Here is a 24,701-nt window from a genome sequence, read left to right on the forward strand (position 1 = left end):
AACCCCAGAATCAACTATCCGCAGACATCACAGGTGCAACGGCTTGATCGATCGCGATCACCATCGAGAGCGGCACCCACACCCTATCCGTGCCCGTCGTGCCTGCGCGCGGGCGGCGATCGATGGCAATCCACCCACCGCCAATGCCGTGGAGCGTCCCGCTGACACTCAAGACTGCCCCATTGTGTGCGTCGGCCAGCCAGCTTCCGGGCAGGTCCGAGGATTGGCCCAGCACATCCCTTCGATACCGAACGGTCACGGATGCTCCAGCCTGCGGTCCGTCTACGAACCCCAGAATCGGCGCCGAGAAGGATGCATCGCCGCCTTGTTCGCCGCCGTCGATCACGGCATAAACCAGCGTGATCACCCACAGCACGATCAGCACACCGTGGCTGATCGCGTTCCCCAGGCCGCCCCATCGCGCGAGCTTCTGAAAGGCTGGCAACTGGGCATGGCCGAGCTGGTCCTGTCGCCCGAACACTGCCTTGGAATAGACGATCATGCCTATTGCTGTGCCCAAAGAGACGCCGTTCTGGACAATGAAGGCAATTGCGAGCAACCACGTCGCGAATGGAGTGGTGACCTTCTCCAGCACGACGCCGATGGCCACGAAGTTCACCGTCAGGAACACGGTGTAGAACTTGATGTAGATGTCCCAGGCCTTGAGAACCTGGTCCTGCAGCCCGGATGCGAGCAGGTAGGACTCGACGGGTTCTGGCGTGTCTGGTGGTTCTGCCATGTTTGCACTTCGGCGAGGGCGTCAGCCACCACCGGCTTCGGTGGACGGGCCATATGCTCCACCACCCGTTGACGCATCTTGGAGGTGGTCGCCGCGCTGTTCTGCACGGTCGGCGCCCGCAAACGCAGCATCAAACACGAGCAACTCCGCATCGGAGGCGAATCCCAGCAGAAGCCGCTGTCGAGGTCTGGGCATAGGCCATGCTATGACCAGCGGCAGGAGCTGCCTCGAGGGTGACCATGGCCAGCTCCTGCCCGCCGGATTCAGCTATCGCATTGCAGCCCCCTCCGGATCTCCTGGGCACGATTCCTCTGGACACACGAACCAAATCGTGCGACAATGCCAATAGACAGTAATGCATTGTCTGGAGGCAGCCATGATCCGATCCACGCTCACCGAGCGGTGGCAGACCACCATCCCCGCGGCGATCCGAAAGGCGCTGCGGCTCAAGCCCCGCCAGCAGCTCACCTACGAGCTGGTCGATGGCGGCGTGCTCATCCGTGGCCAGTGCGGATCGCTCGACGACTACTACGGCTGCCTGGGTGATGACGCCCAGGCGGGCACCAAGGCCGAGGAGCGTCGCGCGGCCCGCGAGAGCCGCGTCGCGCGGTACACCCAGCCGAACCCGCCGGCATGAGCACGCAGCGGTACCGCATCGACACCAACGTGCTGCTGCGCTTCCTGCGGGCGGACCACGCGGAGCACAGCCCCGCGGCCAGGTCCGTCTTCGACGCCGCCGGGGCCGGCCGATGCGTGATCGTGCTCGACGCGATCGTCCTGGCCGAGGCCGTGTGGGTGCTCTCGTCGTTCTACAAGACCGAGCGAGAGGACATCGCCTCGGCACTGGCTGGCCTGCTCGTGCAGCCGGGGATCGAGTGCGCCGACGCGGACGTTCTGGCGGATGCGCTGGACCGCTTCGCCGCCCAGAACCTCGACTTCATCGATTGCTATCTCGCGGCTCGCTCGGTGGACGGTGGCGAGGCCATCGTCACATTCGACGGCGAATTCCGGAAGTTCGGCGACGTGCTCGCGCTGCAGCCCGGGGCAGCGGCGAAGACGAACTGAGTGAACGATGCACCATTGCATCTGTTGATATGGAACGACCACGCCACCGAACGCACACACGGACTAGCACGCTACTCGTTTACACTCAGCCATGAACACTCCAGACGAGGTTGCCAAGGTGATCGCGGCGTACGACGCCCGAGCAGGCTCCTTCAACATCCACGAATTGCACGGTGCGATCTTGAGAGAGGTTGACGTCGGCTCTCTCCCGAATGAGCACCGCGCTCGCTACTGGGCTGCCATCGAGGCCTTTGGATTTAGTACACACAGAACTCCCCACGATGGCCCATGGAAGAGCTACTTCCAACCCCGCATGACGTTCAAGGGAGTGGACGGGACACTCGGATGCAACCCCGACATCAACCAGGCAACCGCGGACACGATTGCCTACTGGGCGACCTGTGCGAGGGAAGCCAAGCACCCCGTTCTCGCCGCTCGCTACGCCGATCTCGTTTGGGACTTCAGCAAGCGAGTGACCGGCGAGGCCCCCGATATCGAGTTCGCTAGGCTCGCGATCGACTCGTACATTGCGGCGCTCAAGAAGGACGACGGTGAGGCATGGGGCGACAATCGGAAGAACGTGGAGCGCGTGCTCCATCTCGCACAGAGCGTCGGGGATGGCAAGCGTGTCGTGCGTGCCGCGAACTCCATCATCGACTACTCGGATCGAACTTCTGAGGACGGCAAGCTCGGGACCTACTGCTACCTCTTTGAGCTGTTGATCTTGCCGAAGAAGACGCCCCCGTTGGAGCCAGACCAGCGAGAGGCGATCATCACGCGATTTGAGACGTTGTTCGCCAAGATGACCACGCCCGGCGCCTACGACGCCGCTCCGCGCTTGCCTCAGACAATCGGCTTGCTCCTCGCCGAGTACTACAACCGAGAAGGTCGCGACGATGACCGCAGACAGACGCTCGTAGAAGTCGCCAAAGCTCACGAGCGCCGAGCGGGTATCGGCGACGCGATGGCCGGGATGCACTTCCTCAACGCAGCCCGTCAGTTCTACACAGAGGCTGGCGTGAAGGGCGAGGCGGAGCGGGTCCTGCGTGCCGCTCAGGAGCTCGCTCCCAATGTCAAGAGGGAAATGACGACGCACACGGTCGAGTTCGATATCTCGAAGGATGAGAAGCAGGAGATACTCGACCGGATCATGACGAACGGCGTCGAGGAGGGACTCCTCCGCTGGACGGCCCAGTTCCTGCCGAGGCAGAAGGCAATCCGGCAGCAGAAAGAAGAACTCGACGAACAGTTCGTGTCCCGCCGCCTGTTTCCTCCGACGGTCATGGACGACGAGGGGATCATCGCTGAGGTCAGCGACACGCAGGGCGACCCCGACGGTCCGATGATCTACGAGACGTCCCGCTACATGCAGCTCTACACGGTCTTCATGTCCTGGTGCCTCGACCACTTGATCCAGAACGGCCTCACCTCCGAGAAGTTCGTCGGGTTCGTCGCCGAGTCTCCGGTGTTCGAGGAGTCGAGGCTGCCCCTCATCCGACGTGGCATCGAGGCCCACATCAATGGCGACTACACACAGGCGATCCATCTCGCGATCCCGCAGATCGAGCGAGCGTTGGTCGAGTTGATCCACAAGGTCGGGGGCTCCAGCAAGAAGCCGCACCGCTCGGGTCGGGGCGTCATGCAGTCAAAGAGCCTGAATGACGCGCTCGCCGACGAACCCACCCGAAAGGCACTGGGTGAGGATCTCACTATCTACTTGGCAGCTACGCTGTCGCATCCAAAGGGCATGAACATCCGGAACCTTGTCTGCCACGGCATCATGCCGCCGGAACACTTCACCAAGACCCATAGCGAGCGGGTACTCCACACTCTGGCGGCGTTGTCGCTCCTTCGAGCGAAAGGCACTCAGGACACAGAACGGGAAGACTGACTGGTTCCGCCGGCATGAAACCGCCACCGCTCGATCCCGAACTGGCTTTGTGGCCAACTTGGACGCCGTTACGCGCTCACCGCGTACGACGGGGCCTACCTGACGCTTGCGGCCCGAACAAGAACGACGCTGGCGACACTGGACAAGCGGCGTTGAAATCGGCCGTCGAGATCATCGGGGGCGTGTAGTGATGAGCCCATGGATCATGCGTGATGGAGTGCGGAAGCCATGACCGAGCGCGAAGACAACCACTACGAACGGGCCCTCGAGGTCCTCAAGTCAACCGCTGATGCGTTCAACGACGCAGGCGTGCCGCCGCACGAGATCCCGCCGGCGATGGCGGATCACCTGATGTATCTCGTGTTGGTTCTTGGGCAGCCCAATGGCGTAGGCGATCTGGCGGGGCGGACCATCATCAAGCGGATGCGCAAGACGCTGGACGACTGGCGCGCGTGCCGCCATCCATTCGAAGACAATGGCGGACCCGACGACTCTTCCGGCGACGCCATTGCTGAGGCGTTCCTCTACGCGATGAACGAGTTCTTGTTGTTCTTCTTCGCTTCGCTCGACGAGGACTTTGTCAAGCAGTTCCTGCGAGGGGGCACGAGGGAGGAAGCCGCGCAAGCCATGCTCGGCGACGTCGTGGCGCGCGTTCGCGGCAATCGACCGGACGAAGCCGCATTCGGCCCGATGGACATCGGGGCCGTGATGGATCGCCTCGCGGCGCTACATCTTCAAGTCCGCCATGGCGAAGAAGCAGTTAACGTGCCGGGGCTCACCTACGACGAGGATCCGCCCGCCTGAAACCACCACCGGCCGATCCCGAACTGGATCTGTGGCAAGGCAGGAGAACGCATCATGCTTGCGAGCACCACGGCACAGATGATGCCAGCCATTCCGCAGATCATCGACTACGGCAGCATCGTGTTGGCTCGCGTCGCTGTTGTGGCTGCCCTCCCCACGATCGGGGTGGTTCTCTGGCTGCTTGCGAAGCTCCTCCGCCGCATGGGCCACCGCTTCTGGTAGACTTCCCCTCCCCCACCACCCGATTCCTGATGTGCCGTTTGAAGACTGCGCACATTCGCGAAGTTATGGAGCTGTTCTATGCTAGGATCAAGGCGCTTGCACGGACGGAGGTCGTCATGACACACAGTAGATTCAGCGTATTGATGATACTCGCGACGGCCAGCACCTCCACCGGCGTTGCACAAACCTGCGATCCACAGTCCTTGCTTGATCCAGATCGGGCGTACAGCGAGGGCAACCAGCCGACGGACATCGCCGTTGCCGACCTGAACGGTGACGGTCTCTTGGACATGGTGTGCTCTGCGGTGGCGGACGGATCCGGTCGGGACGATCTACAGATCTGGTACAACTCTGGTGCGGGTCGCTTTTGTCAACCTGCGACCGGCCGCGCCGGGCAGGGTCCAAACGCTGTCGCAACAGGTGATCTCAACAACGACGGGCGCCCCGACATCGCGATCAGCAATGGCATCGACGATACGGTCAGCGTTTTCTACTACCGGGATCACCTCCGTGTGTCCGGGCAACAGGTGTACGACGTTGGCACGACGCCGCAAGACGTTGCGATTGGGGATGTCGATCTCGACGGCAACGCCGACATTGTCTCCGCCCACGCGCTGAGCGCAGACGTGAGTATTCTGTACAACAATGGGGACGAGACTTTCGAACCGGAAGAACGCCTGGAGGGCGTGGCAGGTGCCTTCTACGTCAGCGCCCATGTCGCTGATCTGACTGGCGATGGTGTGCCGGATCTTGTCGCCGCGGCCCTGTCCCCAGGCATCGTCAGCATATGGCCGGGCCAGGGAAGCCGATCATTCGGTCCACGCCACGATATCGACGTGTGCGACGGCCCTCACCAGCTCGCTCTCGTGGACCTAGATCTCGATGGCAGTCTGGACCTAGCCCTGACCTGCCGGGATGACGTCGCCACGCTCGAGAACAAGGGAGGCTTGAGTTTTGCTCCGTGGCAGACCATCGAGCTGCCACTCCGCCCGTCGGGGATCACTGTGGCAGACTTCGATGGCGACGGCCACCAAGATATCGCAGCAACTACGGGTCTGGATGGTCTGCTCAGAGTGTTGCTCAACGATGGATCCGGACTGGTGACGGAGGCCACGAGTTTGTTTCTGTCCACGGATCCGAATCGCATCGCCGCCGGAGACCTCAACGCTGACGGAACGGCCGACATCGCGGCGGTGACGGTTGGCGGATTGACCCCTGTCTTCAATCGCTGCGGTTTGCCATGCGAAGCGGACCTCGACGGCGATGGGATCCTGACGCTGTTCGACTTTCTGGAGTTCCAGAACAGATTTGCTCTAGAGGACGCCAGGGCCGATCTTGACTCGAACTGTGAGTTGACAATCTTCGACTTTTTGGTGTACCAGAACCTGTTTGCGGGTGGATGTCCATAGGCACCTGGAGAACGCATCATGCTTGCGAGCACCACGGCACCGATGATGCCCGCCATTCCGCAGATCATCGACTACGGCAGCATCATGCTGATTCGCGTCGCTGTTGTGGCTGCCCTACCCACAATCGGGGTAGTACTCTGGCTGCTTGCGAAGCTCCTCCGCCGCGTGGGTCGCCACTTCTGGTAGAGCTTCTCTCCCCAACTGCCCATCTCGAGTCCTGGCGTGCCGCCGTCCGCGACCCCTCGCCATCTCCTTGCCGCTTTGGCTGCCCGACGATGCGACGCTAGCACGGCGGGCGGTTCCCACGCGAAATGGACGGGGCCGTGTTGGGGCTCCTCGCGTGCTCGGGCCCCTGCCCGCACCACCCCCATCAATTTCACGTGTGCCCCCGCTCCTGGACCCGTGCTGTTTCGAGTGCATCGGCAACCAACACGAAAGGAGACAGACCGATGACACAGACGACCAACAGCAAGCCGGCCGAGACGATCCGTGATGGAGCGATCAAGGCCACGATCTGGCGAAACCAGTCCAGGAACGAAGGCGCAAACGGACCGTTCTATAGCGTCCGCTTCACCCGGACCTACACCGACGAGCAGGGCCAGTTCCACGACAGCGACAGCTTCAGCGGCACCGAGCTGCTCCGGGTCGCTCGACTCGCGGACATCGCCTACGGCACGATCGTCGCCATGCGAGCCGAGGACAAGCTCGAGCACGCCTCGTAGCAACGCACCGCACCGGCCAGGGTCGGTCCCCACTGTTGGGATCGGCCCTTCGTCGTGCGCGTCCAGGTCGATTGTGCTTGCAGGGCGGCCGCGATGTGCGCTATGTCTGGTGGACCGATCGGCACATCGATCGGCCGGGTCGACAAGCCCGCCGCACGAATCTCGGCTCTCTGGGCCGGATCGCGCCCGAATACGTGGCTCCGGCCGCCAATAGGGCGCGCCTTCGTGCGGAGGCTTGTTGGGTCCGGTCCACCAGCGAGAGGAAGCGACCAATGACAACCACCACTCCCCCACCATCCACGCTTGACCAGGACATGAGCGACGACGAGATCGTCGAGTTCTACGCCATGCTGGTCTGGTCCAGGCTGAGCGAGCGGCAGCGAGAAGACTTGCGACGCCCCGCTCGCCTGCGCGGCTACGACGAGCCTGTGGACTTCGTGCTCGCGCTCATCCGCGAGCAACGCGCCGAGTTTGGCAGCCTCGACGCCTGGCTGGAGGCGATGCCGCTGCGGACGTTCGTCGTGGCATAGCGGCTAATGCCCACCCGAGCGATGCTCGCGATGTCCGGCTACGCCTTCCGGCTCCCTCGCCACGTAGCGGTACCGGCGCCACTCGAGCGCACACGCCGCCAGATGGGCCCCGATGGCGCACAAGCAGCCCCAGTATGCCAGGCCGAGGAGCCCGCCGAACCGAGGCGGCCCAAGGACCGAGCACGCGCCCAAGAGCAATGCCACGGCCAGGAGCACGGTCCCGATGGTCTCGGCGCCGGTGCGTCCGCCCACGGCCCTGCCCTTGCTCGGGTGGCCCGATTGGAACCCGAGGATCTCGTGCCCCACCAGCCGGTTGATCCGCTGTTCGAGCAGTTCGATGCGGCGGAGCGCATCCTCGAACGAGCGGGCGTGGTTGATCGTGGTCCGCACGAGCCACACCAGGCTGACGGGTACCATCGCGAGCAGGATCGCCTGCGAGTCGGCCGGCAACAGCGGGATCGTCCCCACGAACGCGGTGATCGCAGCGCCGGCGGCGGGGATCCGGCGATCCAACGCCAGGAGGCGGAACTCCGCGAGGCCATACAGCGCGCGGTATTCCGCGAGGGCCGCCTCGAGCCGTGCGGCGTGGACGAAGGGCGGCGACGGTGATTGCTGGTTGTCGGTCACCCGCCCGGCATACCACACGCGGCCGGCGGTGTAAACCGCTAGCGGAGCTCGGGCATCAGGTCGCCGGGCTGCACGCGGAGCGCCCGCGCGAGCTTCTCGATCGTCTCCAGCGTGGACGACCGCTCGGCCCGCTCGATGAAGGACACGGCCGTGCGGTGCAGCCCCGCCAGCTCCGCGAGCTTCTCCTGGGACAGGCCACGCTCGGTCCGCACCTCGCGGATCCGCTCCCCGAAATCGCGCACGAAGGCCCCGCGTCTCACAGGCCGCAGGATCCGTTGACGCGGACAATACGTCTACATACTATTCGTCACGTATCCACGAGATTGCGAGGCCCAGCCATGACCGCCCCACAGTCCGTGATCGCGTTGACCGGCCTGCGGCTCCCGCTAGAAGATGGTGACCAGCCCACCGGCCCCGAGGTGCTGCGGGCGATGCTGTCGCTGGCGGAGGCCACGCTGGGCCAACTCGCGGGCCAGGCGAACGGGTCCGTGGCCGCCCTGGGCCGCTTGCGGGGGACCGGCCGCGGCGTGTCGTTCGGCCGGATCATCGAGCGTCTCGAACGCGACCAACCACTCGAACTCGTCTCGCCCTTCGAGGGCAGCGAACGCGTGGCGGGAGCCGTCTGGCCCCATCCCGACGGCGGCGATCTCCGGCCGGCGCTGGCCAAGCTGCGGTGGTCAGCGGGCGCGGACGACCTGCCGATGCACGCGCACGAGCACTCGGGCCGGTTCATCGTGGTGCACGAGGGGCGCGGCTACTTCCACGTCAGCCGCCAGCCGCTCGGCCGGTTCGACGGCACGGACGTGCGCACGGTGCCGGCCCGCGAGCGCGACGTGTTCGTGTTCACCCCCGGCGTGGTCCACACCTTCAGCACGGCCCGATCGCCCATGACGCTGCTGTCGTGCCAGGCCCCGTTCCTCGAGTTCGACAACCCGCGGCAGTACACGCTGCCGGCCCATCACTGGTCCGCGCGGACCACCTCCGCCGATCGGGCCGCCATCGCGTGCGACGCGGCCTGGACCTGCCTGACCGCCGCGGGCTAGCCCACAGGATCCGGCCAGAGCCGATTTCACAGCATGGTTCCGCGTCGTTCCGGCTGCGCCACCGCGGCACGCGACCACGAACCCTGATGGCCCGATGCTGCACCGCTCATGGTTGGCGCCTGCGCCGATCTTGCAACTCCCGGTTGGATGTGGTATCGTGCGTTAATCAGAGAGTAGCCAGATGTGTTTTTGTAGCACAAAAACTACCGCTCCGCGGCCGCCTGCGGCGGTCTGGCCAGGGTTTCGCCCCTGGAGACGATGAGCCGTTCTTGCACCCCTGCGCTTGGGCGTCAGGGGGCATCACACGGCTCGCTCGCTCCCATCCGGGCCACTGGGCCGCGGCGGTTGGATCGAGCGTTTCGCCCGGATGACCGGGCGACCAACCCTGTGCGGGTTGGATGCCGCCACCGGTTCGCCGGTGGACCCCATCTTGGGATGGCGAAGCAAGGGGTGTCGGCCCTTGCATGACGAGGGGCGTGTCGCCGCCCCACCACGAGCACCGTTTCGGCGGTGCAACCCGACGAGGGGGCGTCCCTCGACTCGGGGCAGCAGGAGAAGGGGAAGTGTGGCATGGCGAGGCCACGGCTGCAAGACGAGGATCGGCTGGCTGAGGTGGTGCACGTGCGTCTGAGCACCGCCGAGCTCAACCACGTCCGCGGCCAGGCCGAAGCCGCCGGGCTGTCGGTGTCTGCCTTCCTGCGTCGCCGGGCGATGGGCTATGTGGTGCCCGCCGCCGCCGCATCCAGGCGGACCGATCCGGCCCTCGTCAGCGAGCTGAACCGAGTCGGCGTCAATGTCAACCAACTCGCCCGGGCGGTCCATGCCGGCCGGGACTTCGTCCGCTACTGGCGAGAGGTCGGGGCCGAGCTGACCCGCGTCCTTGAGCGGATCGCCGAGCGAGAGCTGGGCGATGATCCGGATCCGAACCGGCGAGAGGACCTCGATGCGGCCTCGCTTGAACCAGACCCAATCGTGCGCCGACAGGCGGCTCGGCGATGATCCCCAAGCTGCACGCCAAGGGGACCTCGTTCGTGGGGCTAGGCCAGTACATCCTGCACGACAAGGACCGAGCCGCGACCTCCGAGCGCGTCGCCTGGACCGAGACCCGAAACATCGCCACGAGCGACCCTCGCCTGGCCATCCGGGTCATGGCCGCGACAGCGATGAACGCCGACCGTTTGAAGCGCGACGCGGGCGTCAGGGCCACTGGACGCAAGAGCCGAAACGCCGTCCAGCACCTGACCCTCTCGTGGCGACCCGATGAGGCCGAGGCCCTCTCCCGGGAAGAGATGATGCGGGCCGCCAACGGCGCGATCCGAGCCCTCGGGGCCGAGGATCGCCAGGTCCTGGTCGTGTGCCACACGGACGAAGAGCAGCCGCACGTGCACCTGGCCATCAATCGCGTCTCTCCGGCCGACGGCCGGATGCTCTCGAGCTCCAAGGAGAAGCTGAACCTGAGCCGATGGGCCGAGACCTACGAGCGCGAACGCGGCGAGATCCTGTGCGAGAATCGCGTGATCAACAACGCCGCCCGCAAGCGCGGCGAGTACACCCGGGGCGAGCCCGATACGCCCCGGCACATATTCGAGCTCCAGATCGCCAACGACAACGCTCCGCACGCCGAGCGGATCAGGAGTATGCAGAAGAAGCTGGATCTGGACCTGGGTCGCAAGACCCGAGAGCTGCGTGCGCGACAATCGAACCAGGCCAGGGCACTGGCGGACCAACTCCGTGCGGACCGTCGGGCCGTGCTGGATGCTCGCGGGGAGCGGTACCGGCGTGCATGCGATCGTGTGCGTGGTGCGTTCCGCGACGCCTGGACCAAGCGATTCTACGATCGGCGGGCCGCGCTGCGAGACTTCGAGCGACGCGAGACGCATCTGGCCGGTCGGCTCGGCAACGCCATCCGCACGATCGACTTCGGGGCCGTGGTCCGGGGCGAAGAACGTCGTGACGCCCTCAAGCGGGCGTACAACGTGCTCGGATCGGCCGGCGCCAGACTCGAAGCGTTCAACCACTCCCAGGATGCCCTCGATCGCCGGCTGGAGCTTCGGCAGAAGGCCGCCGAACGCAAAGCCGTCGCGCAGGAGCGGTCGACGGTCCGGGATGAGCTCTCGAGGCTTGGGTCGATGTACTCGGCCAAGCGTGAGTCACTGGTCCTTCGCCACGATCTCGAGCGTGCCGGCAACCGCACCGAATGGAAGACCCGCGGCGAGCAGCGACAGGCCGCGTGGAAAAAAAACCGATTCCACGACAGGGACTCGGAGCACGGACGTCATCGCGAACCCAACGGCAAGCAGACGATCGAGCAGGATCGCGACATCGATGACATGGTGAAAGCATTCAAGAAGATGCGCGAACGCCGGTGGCGAGATCAGGACCGCGGCCACGACCGTGGCGATGACCACGAGCGTTGATCTTGGGGTGTCGTCGCCAGCTCAGATGCGCCCGCGGCAGTAGTCGGTGTAGTCCCGGCACGTCGCGTTGCATCGCTTGGTCCAGTACGCGATCGCCGTCGCGAAACGCATCTCGAACGGAACATTGGGCGGTTCCCAGCCGTCCACGTCCGCGAGCTCGACGAGCTCCTCGGCCGTGAAGTACCCGCGATCGACGAGATAGTCCAGGGCTCGCCAGACGAGCACCGTGTAGGCGAGCTCGCGCGTCCCGCCGCCGGGCAGCGGGATCCGCCGGGTCTGGAGTTCCAAGAGCGCTTCGGCTCTGTTTTCGGTGAAGGGTGTCATGTTCTATCATCTCACAAACGGCAACACCATGTCAAATTTCTCATGGACACCAAGCATCGACACGTTCGCCAATCCCGGGTGCGACGGAGGACACCGTGACGATCTCTTTGGAACTTGGCTACTACCCGAAGCGCCTCGACTTCACGGTCGGTGACGTGACCGTTTCAACATTGGATGACCTCGATGAATCCGCGATGGGCGTCAACGAGTGCTGCCTAATCGAGAAGGACTGGATCTACGCCCCGCGGCAACGGGTCAGAGACTTCATGAGCGGCGAGCTCACGACGCTCCCGTACAGCGCCCGGATCTTCGGGCTCCCGAAGACACACCGGATCGATCACGCGAACGCGGGCGACATCGAGCACGTCCGGTTTCTTGTGTGGGTGCTCGGCTTTATCAAGGGCATGCGTCTAACCGACGCCGAAGCCGGCTTCCTCGACGCGACGCCGATCAAACCCGGGACGCTGCACGACATGGTCTGGGATCGAAAGAGCGAGGAGAAGGCCCTCGGGATCGCCGATGCCTTCGGGCGGCGTCATGCGGGCAATCCGAAGATCAGCAAGATGATCGTCGGCGTCATCCACAGCCTGTTCCTGAGCCAAACGCCCTCGCTCCTGTGTTTCGAGAAATTCGTCTATCTCTACACGGCGCTCGACGGATGTCACCACGCCCACAGCATCACCACGAACCAGAATCCTCGTGCCGGCGGACATGCCGCACGGATCGCCAAACTCTGCTCAGCGTTCGGATGCCCTGTGCCCGCATGGGCAGACCCTCAGAACAAGCAGGTTGCAGATCTCAGGAATGACACACTCCACGAGGGCTTGTTCTTCGATGAACCGTTGGGGTTTCGCGTCTTTAGCGGGACGAGCCCAACCGGTTCACACCAGAACATCCTGCTGGAAATGCGGTGTCTCGTATGCCGGTTCCTGTGCGCAATGCTCGGGTTCAACGATCAGCAGTACGTCACGTCGCCGGTCAATACCCGGCAGATGATCGAGATCCAGCTTTGAATGATGACGCTGCCCGCCGGATTCCGGCCGGTACGCGAGGGCCAACTACCGATCCAGATCGGGCTCGTCCCGCTCCCGGGCCTTGCGGTTGAACATCTCGCGGAAGACCCCTTTCCTTGCTTCTCTGTTGAACTCGCGTTTCACGAGCGGCATCGTCGGCTTCCGAGGCTCCGGCTCGTCGCCGCGGAGCTGGGGTGAGACCTGCGGGCCGCGTTCGGCTGTCGATCCGGGCGCGCGGTCGCCGAGGCCCGGGCCCATCGGCTCCGGGGGGCGAAGCTCGAGCGTCGGCATCGGTTCTTCGAGCTCCTGCTCCGGTGTCGGGTCCGCGGCGTCGTTGAAGTCCTTGGTCGCCTCCACGTCGGCCTTGATCGGGTTGTCGTTCTCGTGGTCCACGGGGAGCCTCCTTTGGCGGATCATCCGTCCAGGTGTGGGAGCGTCGGGGTAGTCCGGAGCATGGCCTCGTTGCACCGCGCCACGATGGCCTCGGCGCGGTCGATGCGCCGAGCGAATAGCACCCTGCGGCGCCGGTAGCCGTGCGAGATCTCGACGACCGCAGGCGGCATCTCCGCGAGCGGGTGGAACAGCCGATGGCCTTGGACCTCGGCGCGACGGAACCGGGAGTAGTACTCGTCCGCGGTGGCCACCCGGAACCTCACGGGCACGGGACCATTGTCGTCGCGCGGGATCGAAGCACGAAGCAGCCCGCGCCCGACCCTGATCCGATCCTGGGCGATCGTGATCCGGAACCGACGCACAACGATCGGACGGAGGAGGATCGTGGCGAGCAGCGCGGCGAGACGAGCAATGGGCACGCATCCGATCCACAGCGCCAGCGAGAGTGCCCCCAGGTGCCAGTCGATCGGCGAGGTGGGGTCGTAGCGGATCGCTCGGTCGAATTCCGCGAACTCGTTGGCCAGCAAGTCGCCAAGCCACAGGCGCACCGAGACCGCACGACCGGCGATCCCGTACACGAACGTGCCGTCAGCGACCCGGGAGATCTTCGGAGCCCACCAGCCGACCGTCGCCACACCCATTGCGGCCAGACCCAGGGCGACAACCGCGATCAGGCTGATACGCTGGATCGCCGCCCAGGCCCCGACGGTCAGGCAGCGGCCCTCGACCCGATATCCGCGGCCCCTGCGCATCGGCCGCATCGCGGGCCAGTTATGGAAGTTGCGTCGTTGTCTATGCCCTCGCATGCAGCCTCCTAAACACATCGTGCTGGTCGTAGAACGCCCGCTGCAGGATCACCGGGCCGATCCGTGGCAGGAAGACGAGCTGGCGGAGCAGCGGATCGTCGCGATCGAAGATCTCCGCGATCTCCGCGGCGCTCAGCAAGGGGTGCGGCTGCATCGTGAACGACTGGCCGAGCTCGCCGTGGTTCACCGCAGCGTCGAGCGTCGGGGACCGGTGCGCCGGGCTGTAGACGAGCGTCTGGCCCAGCCGCTTCTCGATGTAGTCCAGGGTGAACTGGTCGTTGTTGCCGAAGAAGGTGAGCACCGAGGCGTTCCCGAGGAACGACTCCCACCGCTTCCCGTATATCGTTGCGGGCTGGTTCAGGTCCTGCCAGATGGGCCAGAGCTTCACGCCGAGACCAGCGACCTGTCCAACTGCGACCTCCAAGCGCTCGAGCCGCCCCAAAACTGCTGCTTCGTCAAGAACCATCAACAGGCGATCCCCGCCCTTCTGGTGCTGGAAGTCGCGGCGGTGCGTGTTGGACTCGAAGGCGTTCAGGGTGAGATTTACGAAGAGCCGCAGCCACCCGGCGCAGCTCCCCATCATCATCGCCGGCAGCGACAGATACAGCGTCGCCCGCTCGCGTTGCAGCAGGCCCAGGTCGAACGGCCCGTCCTCGAGGACCCTCTGCATCCGCGGGTAGCCGAGGAAGTGCAGGTGACGCCGGCCCGTCGAGATCACGCCGGAGCGTTCCTTGTCGCTCTTGGAGTAGAACGCCATCGCCCCGGCCGCCACGGCCCCGTGGGCGGTGGTCGCCGAGCCCATCCAGTCGGCGAACTCATCGCTCTCGACATCGATCATCATCACGCGATGGACGGTGGCCAGGTTCCGCCGGCCCGCGTAGTCGGGCGCCGTGCAGACGTGCAGGATCACCGCTTCGAGGAACTGCTTGAAGGCCTCGGACCAGTGGACGTCGCGCTCCTCGGTCGTAACGACCAGGGCGTCGGCAATCAGCGAGGCGGCGATGATCATCGCGTCCACGTCGGCGGGATCGATCCACTGGAGCGGGTTGAAGGAGCTGGCGTACTCTCCTACAGCGCCGCCGGCGGCATCGAAGGGATCGAGCAGGAACACTTTCTGCGACCTGGCCCTGTGGTGGGCCGTCTCCACCGCGAGATCACCCTTGGGGTCGATCGCAATCACGCTGCCGGCGTAAGTGATCAGGTTGTTGATGATGTGCGAGCGGCCCTTGCCGGCCCGGTTGCCGGCGACGGTGCAGAGGTGTCGGTCGTCCCCGTAGCCGATGAGTTCGCCGCCCATCGTGGCTCGAGTGACCCGACCGCCTTTTGCACGGTTCTCCCGCACATTGGCGTTCACGACGCCGAGGAAGATCTTGCCCGAGGGGTTCGACGGATCGAAAAGAAGCTGCGGGTTCGCGGCCAGTTCCTCCGGGGTCGGCCAGCGGCGCAGCGCCGCCGTAGGCACGTCGCCGACACCGCGACGGAGGCCCCGGAAGAGCGGGTGCACTGAGACTCCAGTAGTTCGGGATTTTTTTGATCTGCGACGAATGAGTAACTCCTGATCGGGTTGCGTGAGCGACCGGCAGCGACGAACCGGCTCGCGCCGAGGCACTACCTTCTCTTACGATTCAGGTCCCGAACCGCTTGATGTAGAACGCCGCTTCGCAGACGCATCGATCTCGACGCTCGCAGCACGCGTATTAGCCTGCGGCGCACTCGGGTGCCCACAGTTTCGCCACCGTGAGTGCGTGGGCGTAGCCGCACCGCACGGCGGCGCGCCCGATATTCACGCGATTACCGACCTTCCAACCGGGAATCGCGATCACCCTCGCACCCTGGTCATCGATATCCTGCTCGGCGAGGCCGATGAGCCGGCTGCCGATGCCCTGGCGTTGCCACCGGGAGCGCACGCAGATCGTCTCCATCACACCGACATCGCCGGCACGGTCGGTGCTCACGATGGACACCGGCATCCGGGACGGCGGTATGCGGGGCTCGCGCGAGGCCTGGCCGGCATCGATCAAGAAGCCCCCCAGGAACGCGATTACCATCCCCTCGACGTCCATGGCGATCCAGACGACCGGATCTTGTCGTCGGGCCATCGATGCGAACACCTCTCGCTCGTAGCCGGGCGTGCGGAAGCACTCGTCCAGCACGATCTCGATCGATGGCGCAAATCGGTGCAGCATGGCTCCGGAGACCCGCTGCACCTGGAGGCCACGCGTCTTGAACCGGCCGCCCGGTCGTTCCGCCGAAATCGTTAGCATCCGTAACTCCTTTCAGCTCCGGTGGCACCGCGTCGATGGCACGCGCACGTCGCCGCTGCTTCGTCTGGTCCACGCCTCTCCGGCGCGGCGAAAGGGCAACCAATCGGATCTCTCCGATCGATCACCGGCGGGGTGCTACCTGCGCTCGCCGCCTCGGGTCACGTCGGCGGCCTGCCGGACGATCGAATCCGCCAGCTCACGCACCGATCCGAACGGCGCGACGCGATCGGGACCCGCCAGACGGGCGAAGCCCGGATCCTGTCCATTCCCGACGTCAATCCCCAGGACCGAGCGACCCTCGGCCGCTTCGGACCACGCGTGCAGGTCGGCGAGCAACTGTGCGAAGCGCCCCCGATCCCGGTCGGCTTCGGCGGTCGTGTCACCCACGAGCACAATGCTGGCGAAGGTCGATCGGCGAAGATCCGAGTCCACGAGCTGCATGCCGACGCGCAGCGCGGCATCTGGGTCCACCGTCGACCGCATGGGCTCGACCCCACCCAGGAACGCGCCGAGCCGTCGGCTGCTCCGGCCGCCATCGCTGTCCTCGGTCCGGATGTCGGTCCAGCCCAGGACGGGCAGTGGCTGCTCTCGGAAGGGCACGACGGCGACGCGGATCCGCGCCCCGGCCTCGTAGAGACGCTCGGCCAGCACGGGGATCTCCGATCGGATCTGATCGAATACCTGCTGCATCGACGCGCTCGCGTCGACCACGAAGACGATCGACCAGGTGTTGGCCAACCCAGACGCATCTTCGACCCGGAGGATCTGCCGGCGAAGATCGTCAGAATCGAAGATCACGTGCTCGATGGGCTCGGTCGAGCCGCTCTTGAAGCTGACCAGCACGTCGTTGGCGTGCGCACTCCAGGACGTGAGCACAACACCGCGCTGCTGGCAGTACAGGGTCCAGAACTCCCGAATCCGCAGCCGATGGCCATCGTCCACGATCGGCGTGAGATTCAGCCAGTCCAACCGCGTATTGCGAAGACGACGGGCATCCGCCGTGCCGTACACCGAGTGGCTCCGTGCAGCGGCGACGTGCCCGGCGCTCGGGTACTCGCCCGCCACGAAGTCGTAGCGAGCGTCCGTGCCGTCGCCGAACAAGGCCGATCCAATCAGCAGGATCCGCGTCTCGCTGAACCTGCGATCGGACGACACCGTGGCCTGGTACACGCTATCGAGGAGATTCGGCAGGTGCACCGAATATGGCAGCAGCGTTGATCGAGCGGAGTCGTAGTAACGACGAATCGCCGCGAGTTGCTTGACGACGTGCTTGGCCTTGCCGCGTGCGGATGCAGATGCCGGCATGGCGAACGACGCGACCGGTGCCTGCGTGAGCGCGTCGATGACGCGTACCTCGTCGCCGTGCTCCACATGCATCCCCACCTCGGCCACTGACTGGAGGATGAGGATCAGGTCCTCATCGTCAGCTTGCGGCGGGCCGGCGACGACGTGCAGAGTCTGGCCCGCCGCAGCGTGAACCAGCGCAAGGGTTACGACGAACGCGATGGATGCGATTCGCTTGTTCATGAGATCATCCTCCGAAGGTGGAACCGTTGATGAACGACGACATCAAGATGGGTTGGGGTGCAGGCGTCTGAGCCGATGGTGACCGCTGGTGGTGGAAGACGGCCGCGAGGACCGCGTCGGCGTAGACCTGGGCCCCGCGTTCCAGCTCGCCCTGGAGGCCCTCCAGCGCGGCCTTGGCCTCGGCGACACCGGCCCGCTCATCCGAGATCGCACGGAGCTCCTCGGCCTGGCTGTCGAAGTACCCCGATCGTGAAGATCCGACCCGGCGGGTTTCAATAAGTACCTTGTCGCCGATCAGCTTGAAGCTCGCCGCCGCAAGCACGTCGAGCAAGAGCATGACGATCGAGTACAGCAGCGGGAAGTCGAGGCCCAGGATCGGCTCCGCGGCTGGAACACCGCTCAGAGCTGCGATCACCCCCGCGGCGATCACGTCCGCCGGATCCTCCATCGCCTGCTTACCAACGAGGACGGCGGTCAACGGGATCCACAGCGCGAGCGCAACCAACGCGCTCGCGTGGACCAGCTTCCGCATCGCATCACGCGTGGCGACCAAACGGCACTCCGCCACCGCGAATGCCAGAAGCAGTGCGCCGATGAACGGGATCATCCCGATCGCGGCACCCTGCCACGGAGACGAAGCCAGGCCCGAGTCCCGCAGCATGATCTGCGTGACCGCCACGCTCACGACGCCGAGAGCTAGGAGCGCGAGGCCCGCCAGGATCAGCTTGAGCCACTGGTCAAGGAACAGCTGCTCTCGGCCGAGGTTCTCGCAGTTGTCCGAGGGGCCTTCCGCTACCAGCTCGGCCCGCCGATCGTGCTCCAGGTCCAACTGGCGACCTACCCGATCGAGCTCGCCGAAACAGGACAGAACCCGCCGACGCAGACGGAACACCGCCTGTTCGTACCTCCTGCGAGCCCGCCGCTCCACGCCATCGGACGGGTTCTGGTCCCGCAGCGCCAACGCCCTCTCGGCATCCGGATCGCACAGTGGGACATCCGGCGGAGCGGTCGATGCGATCGCCATCGCCTTCTGCACGACCGGATCGGAGATCCGGACGCGCTGCTGCATGTTCGGGTTGTTCGCCAACATCGTCGTCTCCTGGTCAAGGTGGCCCCCCGGGGAGCCACGATGTCTGTTCTGCGGCACATGGCCGCACGAAAACCGCCGTGGCTGGCATCCAGCCACATCGCTTTCGCTACCAGACTGACCAGGGGGCACGCGTGCTCAAACCTTGAAAGCGTGCCTAAACTCACGACATTGCTAGGGACCGTGAGCCGGCCAATCCGGCAAGCGGAAACTGCGCTGCCTGTCGGAAACGGCGGGCAGCGTTTTTGCTTGGCCCACCGCGTGCGACGAGATTCGTCCTCCTGCTCGGATGCCGGCGAAGCCGTCGACCCGGTCGTTCATCATCCTACTTCATAGAGAATACCGGATTGCGGTGCAGGCCGTATCGTCGCAATCACGTACCTTGAAATACCGCCGACACGCCCGGCGCACGCGTTCGAGACCCCCCTATTCTCGCGACGAACCAATTGGCATCACTCGAAATGTCGTGCTCGCGTTCGTGATGGACGCACGTCCCGCGATCGACTACGACGACGCATGACCAACCACCCTACTACACCACCGGACGAGCTGGACACCCATCGCGGCCTGCGGTTTGGTGTTCTCGATCTCATCCGCTGCACCGAGCAGACGGCGATATTGATGTCCATTGCGGAAGGCAAGGGCATCAACGCCGAGATCCTCGGCGTATATGCCACGCTGTCGATGGCGGGCTACCTGCGTGAGTCAACGTACCGTGCCCACCTCGGCATCTTCGACGAGATCTACGACCGTGAGGGCGAGGAACACAACGAGGACGAGGTTGACGGCGAGAACGAGGGCGAACACCAAGAGAGCGACGACGGTGCCAAGACAAGGACCAGACCAAGAAACAAGACCACGCCGTCGGTCAAGATCCTCCGGGCGCTTGAGAGGGTTGCGGCCCGGTACCGAGGGGATCCGAACAAGGACCAAGACCTTGAGCTTGAGTTCTGCTGTGCGCCCATCGATGGTCGGCGTGCTCTCTCTGCGGGACAGACCGGCGGAACGGTCTCCGCGCTGGCATTCGCCGCGCACGACAAAGACCGTCCGGTGCTTGCACCGCCCCGTGAGACGGCAACCAGCCCGCCCCCTACAGATGGAAGTCGTCCCCGTGGCCGGACGTCTCATGCCGATCAGAGCCCGCCCTGGCTCGTCCTCGCCGGTTCGGCGGAGTGTGCTAGCAGGCTCGGAGGCGTCGAGCAGATCCAGGATTTTCTCCGCAAGGCCGCCCGAAAGGCCGTTCGTTCTCCAGACGATGCATTGGTTGAGAACTTCGTGAACGTCATATTTGATGAGGCCGGATCGAGATCGTCGAGCTCACGATTGCCAATCCAGATCGAGCGAGCGTTGGCAATGCTCGATCACCCGAAGTGGTACACCAAGTGGAACCGCCAGAAGTCGCCGCCCTGCAAGAAGAGGCTCTTCACGGGATCATCGCTCGCCGTCAATCTCGCTGCAATGTTCGACAGTCGCGGCTTTGACTGCGCTCTCTCGATCACGCGGCACATCCACGCGGTGCAGGCAAGCATCGCGGCTCGAACGCTCGGCGGGTTCATCGTCGCCGTCCCATTGAGACGATCAGATCACCAAACAGCGTCACCCAATAACAAGCCACTCTGCGTGGAGTCAGATGACATCTGGACGCACACACAGTTTGTCCGATCAACGGACGCGGCCCTGATCGTCAGCGGCATCAGCGAGAACGTCGTGCTCAGTCCCGTCAGAATTCGCGGCGATCAGGCATGGGTCAACACGCTGAGCTTGAGCGCCCGTACCAAGTCGTTCCGCAAGCTCGAACACCGGATCACGCTAAGCGGCCCGTCAGCTACCCGATTTGCGTGCTTTGACGAGAAGGTTCTGGACCGGCTCGATGCCGGCGCAGAACTCCCGAACGCGACATGGAAGAAGGCTTCCGACTGGTACGAGACATTTGAGGACATGCTAAATCCCCATCTGCCATGACGTAATGCACGAGAATGGACTATGGATCGCCCGGCCGTTCGCCAAGAATCCAATCTGCTGCCCTCTGGGCCATGCCGGCGGATTGCACGACGAGCCTGGTATCGGCGGCAACCCTCGTTCGCCAGCCGTCGATGTACGCGGCCGACTGCTCAATCGTCGCCTGCCCGATGCCAGCGGCAGCAGCCAGGAACGCCGCTCCCATCTCGGCCACCATTTCCTCCTTGGAGTAGTCGACCGAACCGAAAGCCGAGAGATTCTCGTCGAGGCCCCGGTCCAGGCGTGAGCTGTGCCCGGTCGAGTGGACCAACTCGTGGAAGAGCGTCGCGTAGTAGGACCCCGGATCGACGAAGCGGTCGGGCTCTGGAATGCACACCAGGTCGGCCCTGGGCTCGTAGAACGCGCGATCGCCCTTGTGGTCGATGCGCGGGCCAGCCTGGTAGCGTTCGACGATTGCCGATGCAGCCTCGATGGGCGCAAACTCTGTCGCCTCGCCTTGGCCACTGGCTATCGTCGACACCGGTGCCTCGACCCCCTCGCACTGCTCGGCATTGAAGACCGTGTAGTGGCGCAGCACCGGCACGGTGATGCCCTCCCCGCTCTCCTTGTCCTGCGTCGCGTACTGCTTCCACAGGACCACCAGCGAACCCTTCTCGCCCTTGCGCACGTGCCCGCCCATCTTCCGGGCTTGCACATACGTCAGCCAGTACGGCGACTCGTAGCCCTCAAGCCAAGCCGTCACCGCCAACAGGAAGACGTTGATGCCGCGATAGGCCCGCCGCGACGCGAGGCTTGTTGGAAAAGCCCTCTCTCCCCTACCGCCCCGGATCGGGTGGCGCCAGGGCACCGTGCCCCGATCGAGCAGCTCGATGATGCGGGCGGTCACCGCCTTGTACACGTCCAATGCCATCGCCGCCCTACTCCGGGCGGCGGGCGATTCCTGCGAAGATCTCGGTCATGCCCGCCTCGTGTTGTTGCAATGACAACCGCCTTGTTGCCACAGCGACGCATGACTCGTCAACAGCTTCCTGTGCTGCAGCGCAGCACTCGATCCAGGCCGAGTGAACGCTGCAATCCAAACGGGGGCTCCCTTATCGTGCCGTCCTGTAGGACGTTGGGACGGGGTGCCCATTCAGCACCCGACGATGTGGGCGCACTACAAAACGGGGCGAACTGGCACTACAGAGGACGAAGAGTCGGCCGCATCATCCATGGCGAATCGGCGATTTTGGAGTGAGAGGGCCGATTTGGGCCATGACCTGTAGTGCTTCTCATGCTCCGTAGTCAGGTGCTCTATCCAGTTGAGCTACGCCCGCGTGCTGGACCCCAACGGTAGCCCCCGGGGCGGGCGTGGGAAAGGCCCTGAGCCGACGGTTGGCCGCGGCCGGTTGACCGCGGGCGGGCGGGGGCGGATAATCCCTTCGCCTCCGGTGGGTTGGGTGCCCGCCGGGGGAGGCATCGATCCCTGGAGAGGTCCCGCCCCCTGGCTGTCCTGCGGGGCCGCCCGCGTCGGCGGGATGCGAGAGGATTGCACCGCGTATGGCTCACACCGTTTCGGCTCGCAAGCGCATCCGCCAGAACGAGCGTCGCCGCGCTCGCAACCGCTGGCGGCTGAAGACCATGCGGACGTCGATCAAGGACTTCCAGGAGAAGCTGGCGCACGGCTCGCTGGAGGACGCGAGGTCGGCCTTCCTCGACGTGCAGAAGGTGCTGGACAAGACCGCGGCCCGCGGCATCATCCACCCCAACCAGGCCGCCCGCCGCAAGAGCCGCCTGAACGCCCGGCTGAAGGCGCGGGCGACGGCCGACGCGTCCTCGTAGCGACGCGCGACGACAACGTACCGGATGCTCACGCCGCCGCGCCCCTGGGTGCGGCGTTTTCGTGCGCCCGCGGGGGTATGGCGTTAGGATCGGTCGATGCCGGAGGGCCGAGCGCGATCGCGGGACCGGGGCGGGCCATTCCCGCGGGCGTACGCCGAGGATTCGCGGCGGCCGCTGCACGTGCTGGCGTTCCTGCTGCCGGCGATCATCGCCTACGAGGTCGGCCTGGCGATGCAGGCCGAGGAGCTCGCCGGCGGCGGCGTGCGGGCGTGGACGATGCTGGCCGACGTGCTGTCGGCCTTCAGCCTGTCGCGAACGACGATCATCGGCTTCTCGCTGCCGGCGATCGTGATCGTGGTGGTGCTGCTGGTGTGGCACGTGCTCGAGAAGTCGCGGTGGCGTGTGCGGCCCGTGGTGCTGGGCTGGATGGCGATCGAGACGCTGGCGCTGACCGCGCCGCTGCTCCTGATCTCGGGCGTGCTCGGATCCCTGGCGATGCAGGACGGCCCGCCGGCGGGCGACGGCTTCAGCGATTTGAGCTGGCGGGGACGGCTTGTGATCGCGATCGGCGCAGGACTGTACGAGGAGCTGCTGTTCCGGCTGGCCCTCATCCCGCTGCTGCACTCGATCCTGGCGGACCTGATGCGGCTGGGGCCGCGGGCGGCCTTCGGGGGCGCGCTGGTGCTGTCGTCGGCGGGCTTTGCGCTCTACCACGACGTGCTGACGCCCGGCGGCATCGATCTGTGGGCCGCGGTGCTCTACTTCGTGCCGGGGCTGTACTTCGGGGCCCTGTTCCTGGTGCGGGGCTTCGGCATCGCGGCGGGCGTGCACGTGGCGTACGACGTGGCGGTCCTGGTGCTGCTCGGGCCGGCACCGGGCTGAGCCTCCGGCGGGCCCGGGGGAGGCACACCGGGAGACCTTGACGCCCCGCGGCCGCGTGCACTAAACTCCGCTCTTGGTCCTGCGGCAGCGGGGCGAAGGGCCGGCCCCATCGTCTAGTCCGGTCTAGGACGCCAGGTTCTCATCCTGGAAACCGGGGTTCGAATCCCCGTGGGGTCATTCGGGCGGCATGCGCGGGGCCAGGCCGGCCCCGCGTTTTCGTTGGGCGAGTTGCCGTCCTCGACCAGGATTGCGCCCCGGGGCCCCACCATGACCGAGCAGCTCAACCGGATCACGTCCCAGCAGTGCACGTCGCCGCCTGCGACGTACGACGACCTCAATGTCCTCTTCCTCAACTGCACGCTCAACCGCACGCCGGTGCTCTCGCATACCGAGCACCTGATCGGCGTCGCGCGGCGGGTGTTCGAGGCCAACGGCGTGGCGACGAAGGTGATCCGCCCGGTCGACTACGAGATCGCCGCGGGGCTGGGCCACGACATGGCGCAGACGCCTGAATGGGACCGGGATGACTGGCCGAAGCTACAAGCCGAGGTCGACGCGTGCGACATCCTGGTCCTGTGCACGTCGGTGTGGCTGGGCGAGAAGTCCAGCGTGTGCAACCGCGTGCTCGAGCGGATGTACGGCTACACGCACTCGTTCAACGACAAGGGCCAGTACCGCGACTACGGCAAGGTCGGGGCCACTCTGATCACGGGCAATGAGGACGGCGTCAAGCACTGCGCGATGAACATCCTGTTCTCGCTGAGCCACATCGGCTACACGATTCCGCCGCAGGCCGACGCGGGCTGGATGGGCGAGGCCGGCCCGGGGCCGTCGTACGCCGACCCGGGCTCGGGCGGCCCGGAGAACGACTTCACCAACCGCAACACGACCTTCCTGGCGTGGAACTGCATGCACCTGGCCCGCATGCTCAAGGACCAAGGTGGCGTCCCGGCACACGGCAACCAGCCCGACGCCTGGGACGCGGGCTGCAAGACCGACTACGCGAGCCCCGAGCACAAGCGGTAGCCGCCGGCCAGTGACGTGCGCCCTGCATAGCGGCGTCGCCATCCCACCAGCACGCCCGCGACCCTGCCGGCGCCCTCGCAATCACCGCCGCAGAGGTCCGCCTGATCAACGATGTCCCCATCGGCGGAAT

Annotated in this window: 28 protein-coding genes and 1 tRNA gene; 18 read left to right on the forward strand and 11 right to left on the reverse strand. The window is 65.3% G+C overall.

The features are described from left to right. Positions 1–10: 10 nt before the first annotated feature. Positions 11–739, reverse strand: coding sequence for a hypothetical protein (locus AAFX79_13565; GenBank protein MEO1009585.1), 729 nt, complete (start codon positions 737–739; stop codon positions 11–13). 376 nt (positions 740–1,115) lie between these two features. Between AAFX79_13565 and AAFX79_13570 the strand changes: the two genes are divergently transcribed. The 9 genes from AAFX79_13570 (at position 1,116) to AAFX79_13610 (ending at position 7,382) form a co-directional block, all read left to right on the forward strand. Further along, the gene (locus AAFX79_13570) at positions 1,116–1,376 is read left to right on the forward strand and encodes a type II toxin-antitoxin system PrlF family antitoxin (GenBank protein MEO1009586.1); all 261 of its coding nucleotides are present in this window, start codon (positions 1,116–1,118) and stop codon (positions 1,374–1,376) included. Next, positions 1,373–1,804, forward strand: coding sequence for a PIN domain-containing protein (locus AAFX79_13575; protein MEO1009587.1), 432 nt, complete (start codon positions 1,373–1,375; stop codon positions 1,802–1,804). The genes AAFX79_13570 and AAFX79_13575 overlap by 4 nt, the downstream gene beginning before the upstream one ends. Before the next feature lie 91 nt (positions 1,805–1,895). After that, a complete protein-coding gene (locus tag AAFX79_13580) occupies positions 1,896–3,695 on the forward strand; it encodes a DUF4209 domain-containing protein (GenBank protein ID MEO1009588.1) in 1,800 nt (599 codons plus the stop codon). A 228-nt stretch (positions 3,696–3,923) separates the two neighbouring features. After that, positions 3,924–4,499 carry a hypothetical protein gene (locus AAFX79_13585; protein ID MEO1009589.1) on the forward strand — a complete coding sequence of 192 codons (576 nt, stop codon included), beginning with the start codon at positions 3,924–3,926 and terminating at the stop codon, positions 4,497–4,499. A 54-nt stretch (positions 4,500–4,553) separates the two neighbouring features. Continuing rightward, positions 4,554–4,721, forward strand: coding sequence for a hypothetical protein (locus tag AAFX79_13590; GenBank protein ID MEO1009590.1), 168 nt, complete (start codon positions 4,554–4,556; stop codon positions 4,719–4,721). Between the two features lie 116 nt (positions 4,722–4,837). After that, positions 4,838–6,130, forward strand: coding sequence for a VCBS repeat-containing protein (locus AAFX79_13595; GenBank protein ID MEO1009591.1), 1,293 nt, complete (start codon positions 4,838–4,840; stop codon positions 6,128–6,130). Between the two features lie 18 nt (positions 6,131–6,148). After that, the gene (locus AAFX79_13600) at positions 6,149–6,316 is read left to right on the forward strand and encodes a hypothetical protein (GenBank protein MEO1009592.1); all 168 of its coding nucleotides are present in this window, start codon (positions 6,149–6,151) and stop codon (positions 6,314–6,316) included. 263 nt (positions 6,317–6,579) lie between these two features. Continuing rightward, positions 6,580–6,852, forward strand: a complete 273-nt coding sequence (locus AAFX79_13605; GenBank protein MEO1009593.1) for a hypothetical protein — start codon at positions 6,580–6,582, stop codon at positions 6,850–6,852. Between the two features lie 272 nt (positions 6,853–7,124). Then, positions 7,125–7,382, forward strand: coding sequence for a hypothetical protein (locus tag AAFX79_13610; GenBank protein ID MEO1009594.1), 258 nt, complete (start codon positions 7,125–7,127; stop codon positions 7,380–7,382). 3 nt (positions 7,383–7,385) lie between these two features. Here the strand turns inward: AAFX79_13610 and AAFX79_13615 are convergent, their stop codons facing one another. Together AAFX79_13615 and AAFX79_13620 are read right to left on the reverse strand one after the other, a co-directional pair. Next, positions 7,386–8,009 carry a hypothetical protein gene (locus AAFX79_13615; protein MEO1009595.1) on the reverse strand — a complete coding sequence of 208 codons (624 nt, stop codon included), beginning with the start codon at positions 8,007–8,009 and terminating at the stop codon, positions 7,386–7,388. A gap of 38 nt (positions 8,010–8,047) precedes the next feature. Next, complete coding sequence (locus AAFX79_13620) at positions 8,048–8,269, reverse strand: helix-turn-helix transcriptional regulator (protein MEO1009596.1); 222 nt, start codon at positions 8,267–8,269, stop codon at positions 8,048–8,050. A 78-nt stretch (positions 8,270–8,347) separates the two neighbouring features. On the opposite strand from AAFX79_13620, the gene AAFX79_13625 reads away from it, so the two are divergent. The 3 genes from AAFX79_13625 (at position 8,348) to AAFX79_13635 (ending at position 11,469) form a co-directional block, all read left to right on the forward strand. Continuing rightward, positions 8,348–9,052: a cupin domain-containing protein gene (locus tag AAFX79_13625; protein ID MEO1009597.1), complete on the forward strand. Its 705-nt coding sequence runs from the start codon at positions 8,348–8,350 to the stop codon at positions 9,050–9,052. A 570-nt stretch (positions 9,053–9,622) separates the two neighbouring features. Beyond that, on the forward strand, positions 9,623–10,051 hold the full coding sequence (gene mobC / locus AAFX79_13630) for a plasmid mobilization relaxosome protein MobC (GenBank protein ID MEO1009598.1): 429 nt from the start codon (positions 9,623–9,625) through the stop codon (positions 10,049–10,051). Continuing rightward, entirely contained in the window at positions 10,048–11,469 is a 1,422-nt protein-coding gene (locus AAFX79_13635) for a relaxase/mobilization nuclease domain-containing protein (protein MEO1009599.1), read from the forward strand. Before mobC ends, AAFX79_13635 begins: the two co-directional genes overlap by 4 nt. 21 nt (positions 11,470–11,490) lie before the next feature. Here AAFX79_13635 and AAFX79_13640 read toward each other — a convergent pair whose 3' ends face one another. Next, positions 11,491–11,793, reverse strand: coding sequence for a hypothetical protein (locus AAFX79_13640; GenBank protein ID MEO1009600.1), 303 nt, complete (start codon positions 11,791–11,793; stop codon positions 11,491–11,493). 95 nt (positions 11,794–11,888) lie between these two features. On the opposite strand from AAFX79_13640, the gene AAFX79_13645 reads away from it, so the two are divergent. Continuing rightward, a complete protein-coding gene (locus AAFX79_13645) occupies positions 11,889–12,806 on the forward strand; it encodes a hypothetical protein (GenBank protein ID MEO1009601.1) in 918 nt (305 codons plus the stop codon). A 45-nt stretch (positions 12,807–12,851) separates the two neighbouring features. Here the strand turns inward: AAFX79_13645 and AAFX79_13650 are convergent, their stop codons facing one another. The 6 genes from AAFX79_13650 to AAFX79_13675 all read right to left on the reverse strand — a co-directional run bounded on the left by AAFX79_13650 (position 12,852) and on the right by AAFX79_13675 (position 19,015). Then, on the reverse strand, positions 12,852–13,199 hold the full coding sequence (locus tag AAFX79_13650; protein ID MEO1009602.1) for a hypothetical protein: 348 nt from the start codon (positions 13,197–13,199) through the stop codon (positions 12,852–12,854). A 20-nt stretch (positions 13,200–13,219) separates the two neighbouring features. Then, positions 13,220–13,951 (reverse strand): hypothetical protein, encoded by a 732-nt coding sequence (locus AAFX79_13655; protein MEO1009603.1) that lies wholly within the window; start codon positions 13,949–13,951, stop codon positions 13,220–13,222. A gap of 40 nt (positions 13,952–13,991) precedes the next feature. After that, positions 13,992–15,614: a type IV secretory system conjugative DNA transfer family protein gene (locus AAFX79_13660; protein MEO1009604.1), complete on the reverse strand. Its 1,623-nt coding sequence runs from the start codon at positions 15,612–15,614 to the stop codon at positions 13,992–13,994. Between the two features lie 88 nt (positions 15,615–15,702). Further along, the gene (locus AAFX79_13665) at positions 15,703–16,212 is read right to left on the reverse strand and encodes a GNAT family N-acetyltransferase (GenBank protein ID MEO1009605.1); all 510 of its coding nucleotides are present in this window, start codon (positions 16,210–16,212) and stop codon (positions 15,703–15,705) included. 192 nt (positions 16,213–16,404) lie between these two features. After that, positions 16,405–17,796, reverse strand: a complete 1,392-nt coding sequence (locus AAFX79_13670) for a vWA domain-containing protein (protein MEO1009606.1) — start codon at positions 17,794–17,796, stop codon at positions 16,405–16,407. Positions 17,797–17,800: 4 nt separating this feature from the next. Next, a complete protein-coding gene (locus AAFX79_13675) occupies positions 17,801–19,015 on the reverse strand; it encodes a hypothetical protein (protein MEO1009607.1) in 1,215 nt (404 codons plus the stop codon). A gap of 384 nt (positions 19,016–19,399) precedes the next feature. On the opposite strand from AAFX79_13675, the gene AAFX79_13680 reads away from it, so the two are divergent. Beyond that, a complete protein-coding gene (locus AAFX79_13680; protein ID MEO1009608.1) occupies positions 19,400–20,845 on the forward strand; it encodes a fructose-bisphosphatase class II in 1,446 nt (481 codons plus the stop codon). 19 nt (positions 20,846–20,864) lie between these two features. On the opposite strand, the gene AAFX79_13685 is transcribed toward AAFX79_13680, so the two are convergent. After that, positions 20,865–21,752 carry a zincin-like metallopeptidase domain-containing protein gene (locus tag AAFX79_13685; protein MEO1009609.1) on the reverse strand — a complete coding sequence of 296 codons (888 nt, stop codon included), beginning with the start codon at positions 21,750–21,752 and terminating at the stop codon, positions 20,865–20,867. A gap of 629 nt (positions 21,753–22,381) precedes the next feature. Between AAFX79_13685 and rpsT the strand changes: the two genes are divergently transcribed. From rpsT to AAFX79_13705, 4 genes are all read left to right on the forward strand, one after another. After that, the gene (gene rpsT, locus AAFX79_13690) at positions 22,382–22,663 is read left to right on the forward strand and encodes a 30S ribosomal protein S20 (GenBank protein MEO1009610.1); all 282 of its coding nucleotides are present in this window, start codon (positions 22,382–22,384) and stop codon (positions 22,661–22,663) included. A gap of 96 nt (positions 22,664–22,759) precedes the next feature. Further along, the gene (locus AAFX79_13695) at positions 22,760–23,545 is read left to right on the forward strand and encodes a CPBP family intramembrane glutamic endopeptidase (GenBank protein MEO1009611.1); all 786 of its coding nucleotides are present in this window, start codon (positions 22,760–22,762) and stop codon (positions 23,543–23,545) included. A gap of 102 nt (positions 23,546–23,647) precedes the next feature. Next, positions 23,648–23,722 (forward strand) — tRNA-Glu (locus AAFX79_13700). Between the two features lie 90 nt (positions 23,723–23,812). Further along, positions 23,813–24,571, forward strand: coding sequence for an NAD(P)H-dependent oxidoreductase (locus AAFX79_13705; GenBank protein ID MEO1009612.1), 759 nt, complete (start codon positions 23,813–23,815; stop codon positions 24,569–24,571). Positions 24,572–24,701: the final 130 nt, after the last annotated feature.

The sequence above is a fragment of the Planctomycetota bacterium genome, assembly GCA_039819165.1.
In the GTDB taxonomy this organism is placed as follows: Bacteria; Planctomycetota; Phycisphaerae; order Phycisphaerales; family UBA1924; genus JAHCJI01.

Coding starts and splice junctions, on each gene's coding strand:
- AAFX79_13565 (MEO1009585.1), bottom strand. CDS start 739: ATGGCAGAACCACCAGACACGCCAGAACCCGTCGAGTCCTACCTGCTC.
- AAFX79_13570 (MEO1009586.1), top strand. CDS start 1,116: ATGATCCGATCCACGCTCACCGAGCGGTGGCAGACCACCATCCCCGCG.
- AAFX79_13575 (MEO1009587.1), top strand. CDS start 1,373: ATGAGCACGCAGCGGTACCGCATCGACACCAACGTGCTGCTGCGCTTC.
- AAFX79_13580 (MEO1009588.1), top strand. CDS start 1,896: ATGAACACTCCAGACGAGGTTGCCAAGGTGATCGCGGCGTACGACGCC.
- AAFX79_13585 (MEO1009589.1), top strand. CDS start 3,924: ATGACCGAGCGCGAAGACAACCACTACGAACGGGCCCTCGAGGTCCTC.
- AAFX79_13590 (MEO1009590.1), top strand. CDS start 4,554: ATGCTTGCGAGCACCACGGCACAGATGATGCCAGCCATTCCGCAGATC.
- AAFX79_13595 (MEO1009591.1), top strand. CDS start 4,838: ATGACACACAGTAGATTCAGCGTATTGATGATACTCGCGACGGCCAGC.
- AAFX79_13600 (MEO1009592.1), top strand. CDS start 6,149: ATGCTTGCGAGCACCACGGCACCGATGATGCCCGCCATTCCGCAGATC.
- AAFX79_13605 (MEO1009593.1), top strand. CDS start 6,580: ATGACACAGACGACCAACAGCAAGCCGGCCGAGACGATCCGTGATGGA.
- AAFX79_13610 (MEO1009594.1), top strand. CDS start 7,125: ATGACAACCACCACTCCCCCACCATCCACGCTTGACCAGGACATGAGC.
- AAFX79_13625 (MEO1009597.1), top strand. CDS start 8,348: ATGACCGCCCCACAGTCCGTGATCGCGTTGACCGGCCTGCGGCTCCCG.
- mobC (MEO1009598.1), top strand. CDS start 9,623: ATGGCGAGGCCACGGCTGCAAGACGAGGATCGGCTGGCTGAGGTGGTG.
- AAFX79_13635 (MEO1009599.1), top strand. CDS start 10,048: ATGATCCCCAAGCTGCACGCCAAGGGGACCTCGTTCGTGGGGCTAGGC.
- AAFX79_13640 (MEO1009600.1), bottom strand. CDS start 11,793: ATGACACCCTTCACCGAAAACAGAGCCGAAGCGCTCTTGGAACTCCAG.
- AAFX79_13655 (MEO1009603.1), bottom strand. CDS start 13,951: ATGCGCAGGGGCCGCGGATATCGGGTCGAGGGCCGCTGCCTGACCGTC.
- AAFX79_13670 (MEO1009606.1), bottom strand. CDS start 17,796: ATGAACAAGCGAATCGCATCCATCGCGTTCGTCGTAACCCTTGCGCTG.
- AAFX79_13680 (MEO1009608.1), top strand. CDS start 19,400: ATGACCAACCACCCTACTACACCACCGGACGAGCTGGACACCCATCGC.
- AAFX79_13685 (MEO1009609.1), bottom strand. CDS start 21,752: ATGGCATTGGACGTGTACAAGGCGGTGACCGCCCGCATCATCGAGCTG.
- rpsT (MEO1009610.1), top strand. CDS start 22,382: ATGGCTCACACCGTTTCGGCTCGCAAGCGCATCCGCCAGAACGAGCGT.
- AAFX79_13695 (MEO1009611.1), top strand. CDS start 22,760: ATGCCGGAGGGCCGAGCGCGATCGCGGGACCGGGGCGGGCCATTCCCG.
- AAFX79_13705 (MEO1009612.1), top strand. CDS start 23,813: ATGACCGAGCAGCTCAACCGGATCACGTCCCAGCAGTGCACGTCGCCG.